Source organism: Pseudomonas sp. MAG733B (assembly GCF_036884845.1).
In the GTDB taxonomy this organism is placed as follows: Bacteria; Pseudomonadota; Gammaproteobacteria; order Pseudomonadales; family Pseudomonadaceae; genus Aquipseudomonas.
The window spans coordinates 3,287,647-3,301,919 of record NZ_CP145732.1 but is presented as its reverse complement, the minus strand read 5'-3'; the positions used below and the strand labels follow the sequence as shown (position 1 = coordinate 3,301,919).

At 59.2% G+C, this 14,273-nt stretch carries 14 protein-coding genes; 10 read left to right on the top strand and 4 right to left on the bottom strand.

Going from position 1 to position 14,273, the window contains the following annotated elements; translation table 11 throughout:
* Both lpdA and V6Z53_RS15350 read left to right on the top strand, forming a co-directional pair.
* On the top strand, nucleotides 1-1,383 hold the full coding sequence (gene lpdA, locus V6Z53_RS15355; RefSeq protein ID WP_338586400.1) for a dihydrolipoyl dehydrogenase: 1,383 nt from the start codon (nucleotides 1-3) through the stop codon (nucleotides 1,381-1,383).
* Nucleotides 1,384-1,616: 233 nt separating this feature from the next.
* Nucleotides 1,617-2,636, top strand: coding sequence for a branched-chain amino acid aminotransferase (locus V6Z53_RS15350; protein WP_338586399.1), 1,020 nt, complete (start codon nucleotides 1,617-1,619; stop codon nucleotides 2,634-2,636).
* Nucleotides 2,637-2,716: 80 nt separating this feature from the next.
* Here V6Z53_RS15350 and V6Z53_RS15345 read toward each other — a convergent pair whose 3' ends face one another.
* A complete protein-coding gene (locus V6Z53_RS15345; protein ID WP_338586398.1) occupies nucleotides 2,717-3,193 on the bottom strand; it encodes an MEKHLA domain-containing protein in 477 nt (158 codons plus the stop codon).
* A gap of 296 nt (nucleotides 3,194-3,489) precedes the next feature.
* Between V6Z53_RS15345 and V6Z53_RS15340 the strand changes: the two genes are divergently transcribed.
* The 3 genes from V6Z53_RS15340 to V6Z53_RS15330 all read left to right on the top strand — a co-directional run bounded on the left by V6Z53_RS15340 (nucleotide 3,490) and on the right by V6Z53_RS15330 (nucleotide 5,151).
* Entirely contained in the window at nucleotides 3,490-4,233 is a 744-nt protein-coding gene (locus V6Z53_RS15340; protein ID WP_338586397.1) for an SDR family oxidoreductase, read from the top strand.
* Between the two features lie 296 nt (nucleotides 4,234-4,529).
* The gene (locus tag V6Z53_RS15335; protein WP_338586396.1) at nucleotides 4,530-4,784 is read left to right on the top strand and encodes a pyocin S6 family toxin immunity protein; all 255 of its coding nucleotides are present in this window, start codon (nucleotides 4,530-4,532) and stop codon (nucleotides 4,782-4,784) included.
* Nucleotides 4,785-4,815: 31 nt separating this feature from the next.
* Nucleotides 4,816-5,151 (top strand): hypothetical protein, encoded by a 336-nt coding sequence (locus V6Z53_RS15330; protein WP_338586395.1) that lies wholly within the window; start codon nucleotides 4,816-4,818, stop codon nucleotides 5,149-5,151.
* Nucleotides 5,152-5,222: 71 nt separating this feature from the next.
* Here V6Z53_RS15330 and V6Z53_RS15325 read toward each other — a convergent pair whose 3' ends face one another.
* Complete coding sequence (locus tag V6Z53_RS15325) at nucleotides 5,223-5,561, bottom strand: FKBP-type peptidyl-prolyl cis-trans isomerase (protein ID WP_338586498.1); 339 nt, start codon at nucleotides 5,559-5,561, stop codon at nucleotides 5,223-5,225.
* A gap of 182 nt (nucleotides 5,562-5,743) precedes the next feature.
* On the opposite strand from V6Z53_RS15325, the gene V6Z53_RS15320 reads away from it, so the two are divergent.
* The 3 genes from V6Z53_RS15320 to V6Z53_RS15310 all read left to right on the top strand — a co-directional run bounded on the left by V6Z53_RS15320 (nucleotide 5,744) and on the right by V6Z53_RS15310 (nucleotide 9,069).
* Nucleotides 5,744-6,811, top strand: a complete 1,068-nt coding sequence (locus V6Z53_RS15320) for a diguanylate cyclase (RefSeq protein ID WP_338586394.1) — start codon at nucleotides 5,744-5,746, stop codon at nucleotides 6,809-6,811.
* A gap of 163 nt (nucleotides 6,812-6,974) precedes the next feature.
* On the top strand, nucleotides 6,975-8,267 hold the full coding sequence (locus V6Z53_RS15315) for an MFS transporter (RefSeq protein ID WP_338586393.1): 1,293 nt from the start codon (nucleotides 6,975-6,977) through the stop codon (nucleotides 8,265-8,267).
* A 25-nt stretch (nucleotides 8,268-8,292) separates the two neighbouring features.
* Nucleotides 8,293-9,069 (top strand): substrate-binding domain-containing protein, encoded by a 777-nt coding sequence (locus V6Z53_RS15310; protein ID WP_338586392.1) that lies wholly within the window; start codon nucleotides 8,293-8,295, stop codon nucleotides 9,067-9,069.
* On the opposite strand, the gene V6Z53_RS15305 is transcribed toward V6Z53_RS15310, so the two are convergent.
* Nucleotides 9,059-9,973 (bottom strand): LysR family transcriptional regulator, encoded by a 915-nt coding sequence (locus tag V6Z53_RS15305; protein ID WP_338586391.1) that lies wholly within the window; start codon nucleotides 9,971-9,973, stop codon nucleotides 9,059-9,061. The genes V6Z53_RS15310 and V6Z53_RS15305 overlap by 11 nt on opposite strands.
* 160 nt (nucleotides 9,974-10,133) lie before the next feature.
* On the opposite strand from V6Z53_RS15305, the gene V6Z53_RS15300 reads away from it, so the two are divergent.
* Both V6Z53_RS15300 and V6Z53_RS15295 read left to right on the top strand, forming a co-directional pair.
* Nucleotides 10,134-11,942: a monovalent cation:proton antiporter-2 (CPA2) family protein gene (locus V6Z53_RS15300; RefSeq protein ID WP_338586390.1), complete on the top strand. Its 1,809-nt coding sequence runs from the start codon at nucleotides 10,134-10,136 to the stop codon at nucleotides 11,940-11,942.
* 151 nt (nucleotides 11,943-12,093) lie between these two features.
* Nucleotides 12,094-13,194 carry a DNA alkylation repair protein gene (locus tag V6Z53_RS15295; RefSeq protein ID WP_338586389.1) on the top strand — a complete coding sequence of 367 codons (1,101 nt, stop codon included), beginning with the start codon at nucleotides 12,094-12,096 and terminating at the stop codon, nucleotides 13,192-13,194.
* An 88-nt stretch (nucleotides 13,195-13,282) separates the two neighbouring features.
* Here V6Z53_RS15295 and V6Z53_RS15290 read toward each other — a convergent pair whose 3' ends face one another.
* Complete coding sequence (locus tag V6Z53_RS15290; RefSeq protein WP_338586388.1) at nucleotides 13,283-14,179, bottom strand: LysR family transcriptional regulator; 897 nt, start codon at nucleotides 14,177-14,179, stop codon at nucleotides 13,283-13,285.
* Between the last annotated feature and the right edge of the window lie 94 nt (nucleotides 14,180-14,273).

Genomic DNA, 14,273 nt, shown 5'->3' with positions numbered 1-14,273 from the left:
ATGCAAACTTTGAACACCAAGCTGCTGATCATCGGCGGCGGCCCTGGCGGTTATGTAACGGCGATCCGTGCTGGTCAGTTGGGCATCCCGACCATTCTGGTGGAAGGCGGATCCCTGGGCGGCACTTGCCTGAACATCGGCTGCATTCCGTCCAAGGCGTTGATTCACGTCGCCGAGCAGTTTCACCAGACGCAATACCACAGCCAGCATTCGGCTCTGGGTATCAGCGTTTCGGCACCAACCCTCGACATCACCAAGAGCGTCGAGTGGAAGGACGGCATCGTTGATCGCCTGACCACCGGCGTTGCGGCATTGCTGAAAAAGAACAAGGTCCAGGTAGTGCAAGGTTGGGCCAAGGTGGTTGACGGTAAAACCGTCGACGTCGGCGACACGCGCATTCAATGCGAACACCTGGTGCTGGCCACCGGTTCCAAGAGCGTGAACCTGCCGATGCTGCCGATTGGTGGTCCGATCATCTCCTCCACCGAAGCGTTGGCACCGAGTTCGGTTCCCAAGCGGCTGATCGTGGTCGGTGGCGGCTACATCGGTCTGGAACTGGGCATTGCCTATCGCAAGCTCGGTGCGGACGTTAGCGTGGTGGAAGCGCAGGATCGCATCCTGCCGGCCTACGATGCTGAGCTGACCCAACCGGTGCAAGACGAACTGAAAAAACTCGGCGTGAAGCTTTACTTGAAACACAGCGTGCAAGGATTTGATTCTTCTAGTAATACCTTGCAAGTTCTGGAACCGAGCGGCGACACCCTGAACCTGGAAACCGATCAGGTGCTGGTGGCCGTGGGCCGTAAACCGAACACTCAGGGCTGGAACCTCGAAGCGCTGAACCTGGACATGAACGGTTCGTCGATCAAGATCGACAACCGCTGCCAGACCAGCATGCGCAACGTCTACGCCATCGGCGACCTCAGCGGCGAACCGATGCTCGCCCACCGGGCCATGGCCCAAGGCGAGATGGTTGCCGAGCTGATCAGCGGGAAGTCCCGCGAGTTCAACCCTACCGCCATCGCCGCCGTGTGCTTCACCGACCCGGAACTGGTGGTGGTCGGCAAGACCCCGGATGAAGCCAAGGCTGCCGGCCTGGATTGCATCGTTTCCAGTTTCCCGTTCGCCGCCAATGGCCGGGCGATGACACTGGAATCGAAAAGCGGCTTCGTGCGTGTGGTCGCCCGTCGGGACAATCATCTGATTGTCGGCTGGCAGGCGGTGGGTGTCGGGGTGTCCGAACTGTCCACGGCGTTCGCGCAAAGCCTGGAAATGGGCGCACGGCTGGAAGACATCGGCGGCACCGTTCATGCGCATCCGACGCTGGGTGAAGCGGTGCAGGAAGCGGCGTTGCGGGCACTAGGTCATGCGCTGCACCTGTAACTGAGGTTGGCAGGGATGGCCCCATCGCCAGCAGGCTGGCTCCCACATTTGGAATGCGTTCCCCTGTGGGAGCTAGCCTGCTAGCGATTTCTTGAGGCCTGCGTGATTTATCTGTCTGTCATCCGATAGTCCGGGCTGCGAAACAGGCCCGGAATGAAGTATTGTTGTCCCCATCCAAAAAAACGTCAGAAGCCTTGAACCGTTTCGACGGTTGTTCAGTGATAGAGGGTGTCATGGGTAACGAAAGCATCAATTGGGACAAGCTGGGTTTTGACTACATCAAGACCGACAAGCGCTATCTGTCGTACTTTCGCAATGGCGAGTGGGACAAAGGCACCCTGACCGAAGATAACGTGCTGCACATCAGCGAAGGCTCGACTGCTCTTCACTATGGCCAGCAGTGCTTCGAAGGCATGAAGGCCTATCGTTGCAAAGACGGCTCGATCAACCTGTTCCGCCCGGACCAGAACGCCCTGCGCATGCAACGCAGCTGCGCGCGCCTGTTGATGCCGACAGTCGACACCGAGCAGTTCATCGAAGCCTGTAAAGAAGTGGTTCGCGCAAACGAGCGCTTCATCCCGCCTTACGGCACCGGCGGCGCGCTGTACCTGCGTCCGTTCGTGATCGGCGTGGGTGACAACATCGGCGTGCGCACCGCACCCGAGTTCATCTTCTCGATCTTCTGCATCCCGGTCGGCGCCTACTTCAAGGGCGGCCTGACCCCGCACAACTTCCAGATCTCCAGCTACGACCGTGCCGCACCACAAGGCACCGGCGCCGCCAAGGTCGGTGGCAACTACGCCGCCAGCCTGATGCCGGGCTCCAAGGCCAAGAAAGCCAACTTCGCCGACGCCATCTACCTGGATCCGATGACCCACACCAAGATCGAGGAAGTCGGTTCGGCCAACTTCTTCGGGATCACCCACGACAACAAGTTCGTGACCCCGAACTCGCCGTCGGTACTGCCGGGCATCACCCGCCTGTCGCTGATCGAGCTGGCCAAGTCCCGTCTGGGCCTGGAAGTGGTTGAAGGTGACGTGCTGATCGACAAGCTGTCGGACTTCAAGGAAGCCGGTGCTTGCGGCACTGCTGCCGTGATCACGCCGATTGGCGGCATCGACTACAACGATCACCTGCACGTGTTCCACAGCGAAACCGAAGTCGGCCCGATCACCCAGAAGCTCTACAAAGAGCTGACCGGCGTGCAGACCGGCGACATCGAAGCGCCAGCGGGCTGGATCGTCAAGGTTTGACCTGACGCCCATCCGCAATAAAAAATCGCCGCCCTCGGTACTCGAAGGCGGCGATTTTTTTGCCCGATCGCACGGCCGATCTAGCCGAGTTGCCCCACGCGCTCCGGGTCCGGCCAGAACAACGCGGCCTGGCCACAGCGAACGCCCTGCTCGTCCAGCAGCGTCCAGACACTGCCTTCATGAATCATGAAGGCTTGCCCCATGCGGTCCACCCGATAGCCGCTGTAGCCGTGGGCAATGCCCTTGGCCGTGACTTGCTCAAGTAGGGTCTGGCGCATTTCCCGGTCCAGCGGTGATGCGCTGAAACGCGAAGGCATACCGATGAACTGCTCGCGCGGATATTGGAAACTGGCGAGCGCCTGCTCGTTGGCGTAATAGAACAGCGGATCGGCTTCAGTGCCATGGGCCAGCAAGGCGTAGGGTGCCCGGGCATGCAACCAGGCCAGGCGCTCGTCTTCGCTCAGCGAATCCGGTGCCGGCAGGCGTTCGCCGGTCCAGTGTCGGTAAGCAGCATCCAGCTGTTGAACCATCTCCCGGAATTCATTGAATGACGACATGGGTTTCCTGCTGATGAGAGTTGAATCGCACCGACGCTACTGAAAGATCACGATAAAAAACAGACCCAGTTTCGATTTTTTTAGTCAGATCACGGATTTGAAGCTCGCTGTAAGCCGCTGTAAATCCTGAGTTTTTTACTCAGTCAAAAAGACCAGAAGCGGTCTTAATGACAACATGCACATCGAGTCAAAATAACCCTCACCCGCCACAAACGCCCGCGCTTCAAGCCTCTTCACATTGGCCTGATTTTTGGTACGTGACCTGTGAACGCTCACTGACCAAAGGAACATCGTTTATGAACAATACATTTCAGGATCGCCTCGCCGTCGTCACCGGTGCCAGTTCGGGAATCGGTCTGGCCGTCGCCGAGCGGCTACTGGCTCAAGGTGCCCGCGTGTTGGCAATGTCCCGCCAGATCGGCGGACTCGGTGAATTGGCGGAGCGCTTCACGACTCAGCTGTCATGGGTCGCCGGCGATGTCACGCAACCCGATGATCTGACGCGGCTGGCGAAACAGGCTGCAACCATGGGCCCGGTGAGTTATCTGGTGCCGAACGCTGGCATTGCAGAGTTGGCCGATGGCCTGGACCTGACCGCGTTCGACCGGCAATGGGCGGTCAATGGCGCCGGCGCGCTGAACACCCTGGCCTGCCTGCGCGGGCAACTGGCGGCATCCGCCTCGGTGGTGTTCATCGGCACCTTCCTGGCGCAAGTAACCTTCCCTGGGTTGGCCGCCTACATCGCCTCCAAAGCTGCGTTGATCCATCATGCCCGCACCTTGGCGGTTGAATTGGCGCCGCACGGCATCCGCATCAACACCGTGTCGCCCGGCCCTACCGCCACGCCGATCTGGTCCACCCTGGGCTTGAAGAGCGAAGAGCTGAGCGACGTGGCCAATGCAGTCAACCTGCGGCTGTTGGACGGCCAGTTCCTGGAAGCCGGAGCCGTCGCCGACGTGATTCTGTTCCAGCTTGGCAACGGCGCCCGCAATGTCATCGGGCAGGATTGGGTGGTCGATAGCGGATATACGATTCGCTAATAACTCTATAAATATCAATATATAGAAGCACAAACATGATGTTTTTTAAAGGCTATTGCCGAGCGCGCTTCTGACATCGGCACCTGCAACCCAAACCGCGCGCTGATCTCCTTGCGACCAAGGACGGTCAGCGTCATCGCTCATCGCGAGCAGGCTCTCTCCCACAGATGCTTCAGAAACACCTTACATCTATAAAGTGCAGCCTGATTTAGCGTCCGCATCGCTATCAGAAAATGAAACAAGGACGCTCATGGCCCGCAGAACCGAGCATTGCAGAATAGATTGATAGGACAGTTATGGTTTTATGGATTAGCGGCTTCTTAAAAGGTGATGCCGAGGATGACTCATTAAAAAACGAGCTGACCGTTCAACCAGAGCTTGATGCCCTTGTCATGACTGTTCTCGGCTGGAAAAGTCCAAGCGAAAGCGCGGATGGAGAATGGCTGCTATCCGACGAGCAGGTCCGGCAAATCTCTTCAATTCTCAAAGAGCAGATGCCTGTTGAACTGGATCTTTTCATGGGCTACGAGAGTAGAAAACACTGCGCCTAGGGCTAGCGCAAAAATTCCGGGGAGCTAAAAAGTGAGTTTTCTCTATCAGGATCCATCAATTAGTCACGACGAAGCGGTCAGTCTTCTTGATAGCGACTTAGAAACGGACATTGTCACCGCTTTGATTTCAATAGGTTTGAATGAACAAGACAGAGTTTGGGCTCAGATCGTTTGCCTGAAGCATCTCGAGAATGGAACTGAATCGGTTGCAGCATCCGCCGTCACCGCGCTTGGTCATATAGCTCGCAGGCACGGAAAACTGGACAAGGAAGTGGTCCTTCCGGCACTCGAAACCGTAAAGCAAAAATATCCTTCGCTGGAAGGAATCATCGCGGATACGCTCGATGATATGGACGCATTTACCTGACCCGGCGAGCGTTCAAATACAGGACACTGTGGTGGGACTTACCGCCCACCACAACAGCTCAGCTATCACCCTCAATCATCCCGCGTCAGCACTTCCAGCAACTCAATCTCAAAAACCAGATTCGAATTCGGCGTGATCTTGCCCATCGTGCGCTCGCCATAGGCCAGATGCGCCGGCACCAGCAACTTGCGCTTGCCACCGACTTGCATGCCCATCAGGCCTTGATCCCAACCTTTAATCACCCGACCGGTGCCAATCACACACTGGAAAGGCTTGCCCCGGCTGTAGGAAGAATCGAATTCAGTCCCGTCTTCCAGCCAGCCACGGTATTGGGTGGTGATCAATGCGCCTTTGATGGCGGCTTTACCGTCACCCACCTGTAGATCGATTACCTGAAGCTCGTCATTCATTAATTTCACTCGTATGCTCGTTCGCCCAAGGGCCGATGGGCGCCGTTTTCCCAGATTTGCTGTCGATTGGCAACCTTTGCCCTCGCTTGACCACCGTTTGCGGCTGTTTGCCGAAGTTACCCTGAACTAAGCTAACCATCACCAACACCTGGGGTTTATGACGCCATGATGGCCATCCCTGAATGACCCTGCTCTGGACCAGCGCCGCCGTCGGCTCGGTAATGCTTGTTCTGATCGTCGTGCTGATCTGCCGCGAGCGCAAGTTGCGCAGGCAATTGGCCGAGTATCGCGACATCATCAACAGCCTCGCCGAAGGCCAGAACATTCGTCAGGACGGCGACGTCGAGCGCTTTAAACGCAGCCAATACTTTGCCCGCATCGGCACTTGGGACTGGGATGTCGACACCGACAAACTCTACTGGTCCGAGGCGATCTACGGCATGTTCGGTTTCAAGATCGGCGAAGTGACGCCCTCCTACGCACTGTTCTGTTCCTGCGTGCACCCGGACGATCGGGCCAGGGTTCGCGCCGGCGAATTGCGCTGCCTGGCCACCGGCGAAAATCACGACGAGGAATACCGCGTGGTCTGGCCCGACGGCACCATCCGCTGGTTGCGGGAAACCGGCAACGTGGTGAAGAACAACCACGATGAAACGATCAAGATGATGGGCGTGGTGCGCGATATCACCGAGGAAAAAGCTTCCGCCACTTACCTGCGACACCTGGCCCATTTTGACCCGCTGACCGGGTTACCCAACAGGCTGGTTCTCGAAGAGCGATTATCCGAGGCACTGGAACAGGCGCGGGTCAGCGCAACCCGGGTGGCGCTGGTGTTCGTCGACCTCAATGGCTTCAAGGCGATCAACGACCATTACGGACACGCGGCCGGCGATCGAGTCCTGATCACCACCGCCACACGACTGAAAAAAATCCTCCGCGCCACCGACACCGTCGCCCGCATCGGCGGCGACGAGTTCGTGGTCATCTTCCAGAACCTGCCCCAAGGAGGCAGCCTGCAAGACGAAGCCCGCAGTATCTGCCAGAAAATCTTTGTCGAACTCTCCCCGCCCATGAGTATCGGCAACGACCAGCGCCACATCGGCACCAGCCTCGGGGTCGCCGTGTTCCCGGATCATGCGCCGAGCATGGACCGGCTGATCCATATTGCCGACCTGGCGATGTATGAGGCCAAGCGTAGTGGGAACAATCAGTATCGGTTGGGAGAGCAGGTGGTCAGCCGGGCTGAGTGAATGGCTGGATCTGCGCCGCCCACAGCATTGATCCACTTCACACATCAATACATGCCAACTATGCAATTAACATATCGATCCCCCTGCTCCACTATCCGCCCCAATAAGAACCGTGCGCCGCGTCCAGGCAGCGCACGTCATAAAAGCGGTGGAGTATTTATCGATGACAGCCTCAATCCCGCGCGGACGCTCTCGCGCCAGCGCCATTTTCCGGGTCACCTCGGGCAACTTCCTCGAACAGTTCGACTTCTTCCTTTTCGGCTTCTACGCCACGCAGATCGCTGCAGTGTTCTTCCCCGCCAGCAGCGAATTCGCCTCGCTGATGATGACCTTTGCCGTGTTCGGCGCAGGGTTCTTGATGCGCCCGCTCGGGGCCGTGGTGTTGGGTGCCTACATCGATGATGTCGGTCGGCGCAAAGGGCTGATCGTTACGCTCTCGATCATGGCCAGCGGCACGATTTTGATTGTGCTGGTCCCCGGTTATGAAACCATCGGCCTGTTCGCCCCGGCCCTCGTGTTGATTGGCCGATTGCTGCAAGGCTTCTCGGCAGGCGCGGAATTGGGTGGTGTCTCGGTGTATCTCTCGGAGATCGCCACGCCAGGCAATAAAGGCTTTTTCACCAGTTGGCAGTCGGGCAGCCAGCAAGTGGCGATCATCGTCGCCGCAGCGTTGGGCTATGGCCTGAACCAATGGATGGCGCCGGCGATGATTGCCGACTGGGGTTGGCGGATTCCGTTCTTCATTGGCTGCATGATCGTGCCGTTCATTTTCTTCCTGCGCCGTAACCTGGAAGAGTCCGAAGAGTTCGCCGCCCGCAAGCATCGCCCGAGCATGGGCGAGGTGTTCCGCACGCTGGCGCAGAACTGGGTGATCGTGTTCGCCGGGATGATGATGGTCGCCCTGACCACCACCGCGTTTTACCTGATCACCGTGTATGCGCCGACTTTCGGCAAAACCGTGCTGCACCTGAGCACCTCCGATGCGCTACTGGTGACCTTGCTGGTGGGTGTGTCGAATTTCTTCTGGTTGCCGATTGGTGGCGCACTCTCCGACCGTATCGGCCGTCGCCCGGTGTTGATCGCCATGGCTCTGCTGGCGCTGGCCTCGACCTATCCGGCGCTGTCGTACCTGGTGCAGGCACCGAGCTTCATCAACATGCTGTTGGTGCTGCTGTGGCTGTCGTTCATTTATGGCTTGTACAACGGCGCGATGATTCCGGCGCTGACGGAAATCATGCCGGTGCAAGTCCGAGTGGCCGGTTTCTCTCTGGCTTACAGCCTGGCCACCGCAGTGTTTGGCGGGTTCACCCCGGCGATGTCGACCTTCCTGATCCAGTACACCGGCGACAAGGCGGCACCCGGTTACTGGATGAGTATCGCTGCGCTCTGTGCGTTGTGCGCAACGCTGTACCTCTATCGCCGCACCGGCGGGCGCCTGCAACCCGCCCTTTCGTGAATCAGCCCTCTCAGAGAAATCGCCAATGAAAAAGCTATTCAATGTTGCGGCCCTTGGCTTGCTCGTCAGCCTGGCCTTCAGTGCTGCGGCGCAGGCCGAAGAAATCCGTGTGATGACCTCCGGCGGCTTCACCGCGGCTTACAAAATCCTCGGCCCGAAATTCGCGGCGTCCACCGGCAACAGCCTCGACACCGCACTCGGCCCATCGATGGGCAAGGCCCCGGAAGCGATCCCCAATCGCCTGGCGCGCGGAGAGAAAGCCGACGTGGTGATCATGGTCGGCTACGCGCTGGACGATCTGATCAAGCAAGGCAAAGTCGACCCGGCCTCTCGGGTTGAACTGGCCGATTCGCGGATTGGTCTGGTGGTGCGCGAAGGTGCACCGAAACCGGACATCAGCTCGGTTGACAGCCTGAAAAAGACGCTGCTGGACGCCAAATCCGTGGCCTATTCCGACAGCGCCAGTGGCGTGTACATCGAGCAGCAGTTGTTCAAACGCCTGGGTATCGAGGATCAGCTCAAAGCCAAGTCGACCATGGTGCCGAAAATCCCCGTGGGCTCAGTGGTTGCCACGGGCGACTATCAATTGGGCTTCCAGCAGGTCAGCGAATTGCTGCCGGTGCCGGGCGTGAGTTTTGTGGCGAAGATTCCGGAGTCGGTGCAGTCGGTCACCCGGTTTGCCGCCGGTATTCCGGTGGGCGCACAACACCCCGCCGAGGCCAAGGCATTGCTTGAGTACATGGCATCGGCCCAGGCGCAACCGGACGTAAAAGCCACCGGCCTGGATTCAGTCAGCCGCTGACCGCAGGCTCACGGACTTTCATTTCCACCACCAACCGTTCCAGTTCAAGGGCTGCCGGGGTCAGGGTTCGCCCCCGGCGCTTGATCAGACCGACGCTGCGCATCACTTGCGGATCAGTCAGTGGCACCCGCGTCAGAATCGGGTGATCCGCTGCCGGCATCGCCATCAATGGCACCGCCGCGACGCCCAACCCCGCCTCCACCAGTCCGATCATCGTCGTCACATGCCGGGTTTCGCAGATGCTTGGCCGCTGCGGCACCACACCGGTCAAAGCCTGATCGAGCAAAAACCGGTTGCCCGAGGTCTTGTCCAGCGAGATGTAATCCTGCTGATAAAACTCGTCCCAGGTCACGCTGCTGCGTCCGGCCAATGGGTGATCGCGCCGACAGGCCACCACGTAGCTTTCCTGCACCAGCGGCTCGGAATCGACTTCGGCCTCCAGCGTGCCCATGAAGCTCAGGCCGAAATCGGCTTCGCCATTGACCACCGCGCTCAACACTTCATGGGCGCTGGAATCCAGCACCTTGACCTTGATCCGCGGAAATTGCCGGTGATAGTGCGCGACGACTCGCGGCATGAAGTAGTACGCCGCCGACGGCACGCAGGCGACAGTGACGTGGCCAAGTCGGGTCGAAGCGACTTCGCTGATGCCCAGCAGCGCCACGTCCAGATCGTCTAGCAAGCGTTCTACGCTGGGCATGAAACCGCGCCCGGCCTGGGTCAGGCTGACCTTGCGGGTGGTGCGTTCGAACAACCTGACACCGAGCGCGTCTTCGAGCTTTTCGATGCGCCGGCTCAGGGCTGGCTGGGAGATGCGTACCGTGTCGGCAGCCTTGCGAAAGCTGCCCTGCTCCACCACGGCGCGAAAAGCTTGCAGATCGTTGAGGTCGAAATTGATGGCCATGGGGTGAACTCAGCGCTCGGATCAGATTGATCCGCTTATTCTATGAATGTAACCAATTAATGCAAAATGTAACAACTAAGTTCCAGCGCTATGCTGACGCGACCGGATCGAGCCTTTATCCTTGTCGCCCCCGCCGTACCGAGTTGATGGAGTTTTCGCCATGCCCCATGAAGGCAGTCTGTTGCAAGCCGCAGTCGTTTTTCTGCTCGCGGCCGTGCTCACCGTTCCCCTGGCCAAGCGTCTGCAACTGGGGGCGGTGCTCGGTTATCTGTTTGCCGGGGTGATCATTGGCCCGTCGGTACTCGGCCTGATCGGCAACCCGGAAAGCGTCGCGCACATCTCGGAACTCGGCGTGGTGTTGCTGCTGTTCATCATTGGTCTAGAGTTGTCGCCACGACGGTTGTGGGTGATGCGCAAGGCGGTGTTCGGCGTGGGCCTGGCGCAGGTGCTGCTGACGGGAACAGTGCTCGGCGTGCTGGCGTTGTTTGTATTCGGACAACCGTTGAACAGTGCGATCGTGCTGGGTCTAGGTCTGGCCCTGTCGTCCACCGCGTTTGGCCTGCAAAGCCTGGCCGAACGCAAGGAACTGACCAGCCCCCACGGGCGTCTGGCGTTCGCGATCCTGTTGTTCCAGGACATCGCCGCGATCCCGTTGATCGCCATGGTGCCGCTGCTGGCAGGCAGCGATCAAAACCTAAGTGCGGCTGACGATGTGAACCAGGGTCTGCGGGTGCTGGTCAGCATTGCGATTGTGGTGGTCGGCGGACGCTATCTGCTGCGCCCGGTGTTCCGCATCGTCACCAAAAGCGGTTTGCCGGAAGTGTCCACCGCGACCGCGTTGCTGGTGGTCATGGGCACCGCATGGTTGATGGATCTGGCCGGCATTTCCATGGCCCTCGGCGCATTCCTTGCCGGTCTGCTGCTGGCGGACTCCGAATACCGGCACGAACTGGAAGCGCAGATCGAACCGTTCAAGGGGCTGCTGCTGGGACTGTTTTTCATGAGCGTCGGCATGGGCGCGAACCTCAGTCTGCTGCTGCGCGAGCCCATCGTGGTATTGGGGCTGACGGTGCTGCTGATCGCCGTCAAGTTGCCGCTGCTGTTTATCGTCGGACGCCTGGCCGGCGGCTTGAGCAAGGTCAGTGCTATTCGCCTCGGCATCGTGCTGGCGGCCGGCGGTGAGTTTGCCTTCGTGGTGTTCAAGATCGGCCGTGATCACAGCCTGTTCGAGCCGCGCCTGTATGACTTGCTGGTCCTGGCAATCACCTTGTCCATGGCCCTCACACCCTTGTTGCTGCTGGTCTGCGCGCGCCTGGTCAGCCCCAAGGTGCAACCGGTGGTCGTACCGGAGAAATTCCGCGACATCGATACCGACGAACCTCGCGTGGTGATCGCTGGCATGGGTCGCATGGGCCAGATCGTCGCCCGTATCCTGCGGGCGCAGAACATCAAGTTCGTCGCCCTCGACACCTCGGTGGAAACCATCGAACTGTCCCGCAGCTTCGGCGGCGTGCCGGTGTTCTACGGCGACCCGATGCGCCCGGAAATCCTCAGCGCGGCCAAGGTTGGCGAAGCCGAATTCTTCGTCATCGCCACCGACGATCCGGACACCAACATCAAGACCGCCGAACTGGTGCACAAGCTCTACCCGCACATCAAGATCATCGCCCGCGCGCGTAACCGCCAGCATGTGCATCGGCTGATGGACGTGGGCGCCCACGCGGTGCGCGAGACCTTTTATTCCAGCCTGGAAATGAGCCGGCAGACGCTGATCGGCCTGGGATTGACCCAGGCCCAGGCCGATGCGCGGATCAAGCGCTTCAAGCATCACGACGAACAGGTGCTCGAAGCCCAGCATGCGATTTATGACGACGCGGTGAAGGTCAAGCAGACGGCGCAGGAAGCGCGGGCGGAACTGGCGAGGTTGTTTGAGTCGGATCAGTTGGAAGAGCAAACCGCCAATAAATGAGGCGGCCATGCGGCCCCCATCGCGGGCAAGCCTTGCTCCTACAGGTTATGTGTCCATTACTAAAAACACATCAATCTGTAGGAGCAAGGCTTGCCCGCGATGAACGATAACGCGGTGTACCGGATCAATAACAAATCTCAAGGAACCCACAATGTCCGACGACCAATCCGCCCCCGCCCTCAAGGAAATCTTCAACGCCGAGCGCCTCCAGCACATCGCCACCGAGGTGACGGCGGTCTATCCCGCATTCGACGCCAAGGCTTTTCTGAAACTGGCCAAGACCGGCCTGGCGGATCTCTCGGTGATGCAGCGCATGGCCCGCGTCAGCGAATGCCTGCACGCGGTACTGCCGCTGGATTTTGAAGCATCGCTTGAGGTATTGCGCGCCCTCGCCCCGCGTCTCAACAGCGGCTTTGTCAGTATGTGCCTGCCGCAATACGTGGCGGCTTACGGGGCCGATCGCTTCGACGTGTCGATGGACGCGCTCAAGTACTTCACCGCGTTCGGTTCTTCGGAATTCGCCATTCGCCATTTCCTGCGCAGCGACATCGAGCGCTCATTGAAGCTGATGCACGACTGGTCGCTGGACGACAACGAACACGTCCGGCGCCTGGCCAGCGAAGGTTGCCGCCCGCGCCTGCCGTGGTCGTTTCGCCTGGAACAGGTCCAGGCCGACCCGAATCTGGCCGCGAGCATCCTCGACAACCTCAAGGCCGACCCCAGCCTTTATGTACGCAAATCCGTAGCCAACCACCTCAACGACATCACCAAGGATCATCCCGAGTGGGTCTTGGACTTGATCGAGGGCTGGTCGCTGGACAACAAACACACCACGTGGATCGCCAAACATGCGCTGCGCAGCCTGATCAAACAGGGCAACCAGCGGGCGTTGGCGATCATTGGTGCGGGGGGCAAGCCTGAAGTCGAGATCATCGATGTGCGGGTCCACCCGCCGGTGATTGGCCTCGGAGAAAAAATCACCCTGTCCTTTGCCGTCAAATCCACGGTCGCAGACAGCCAGCGGCTGGTGATTGATTACGCCATCGATTACGTGAAAGCCAACGGCAGCACTTCGGCGAAGGTGTTCAAGCTCAAGGGCCTGACGCTGCCGGGCAATGGCACTGAACGTCTGAGCCGTGGGCAGCACATCAAGGAGCTGACCACTCGCAAGCACTATGCGGGAAAGCATGTGGTGCATGTGATGGTCAATGGCGAGCGGCTGGCCAGTACGGCGTTTGAAATCCGTGACTAGACCACCGCACATGTAGGAGCAAAGCTTGCTCGCGATGGCGTCAAATCTGGCCCACCGAGTTATCGTTCATCGCGAGCAAGCTGTGCTCCTACGAGGGATTGGGACCTAGCAGTAGGCCTTGCTCGCGCTCACACAACTCCACCACGTAATCCCACATCACCCGCAACCGCACTGACTTGTGCAACTCACGCCGGGTGCTGATCCAGTAACTGCGCAGAATGCTTTCATCGGGAAACAACGGCACCAGACCGGGATCGGCGCTGGCCATGTAGCACGGCAACACCGCAATCCCCAAACCCGCGCGCGCAGCCTGCTGCTGGGCAATCACACTGGTGCTGTGAAAGACCACTTGTGGGTTGCGGCAGAAACTGTTGAGGAACATCAATTCCTGACTGAACAGCAAGTCGTCGACGTAGCCGATCCACGCGTGTCGCCCCAGGTCCTCGCGACTGCCCAGCGCTGGCGCGCGGTCGAGGTAGTCCTGGCTGGCGTATAGCGCCAGGCGATAGTCAGTGAGTTTGCGCGTCACCAGCATGTCGGCGGACGGGCGTTCGAGGTGAATGCTGATTTCCGCTTCGCGATTGAGAATGCTGACAAAGCGCGGCACCGCGACCAGTTCCACCTCCAGTCCCGGATAGCGCTCGAACAAACCGTTCATGCGACTGGCAAGAAACATGATGCCCAACCCTTCCGTGACACCAACGCGAATCTTGCCGAGTGGCGCCGTGGACTGGGTGATTTCTTCCTGGGCCAGCAACGCGACGTTTTCCATAGCCTCGGCGTGTTTGAGCAGCGCTTCGCCGGCCGGGGTCAGTTCATAACCTTGGGCATGCTGCACGAACAGCGCGGTGCCGAGGCTCTTTTCAACGGCCTCGATATGCCGCGCCACGGTGGCGTGAGTGGTGTTCAAACGGCGAGCAGCGGTCAGCAAACGCCCGCTACGCTGTAGTTCGAGAAAAAACCGCAGGTCATTCCAGTCGAACATCGTCCATCCTTAGGTCGTCGTTGTTTAAAAACGCACAGCAGCTGCGCAAAAACTAACATTCTTTTGACGAAAGCTAACAACTAAGATGACCGAC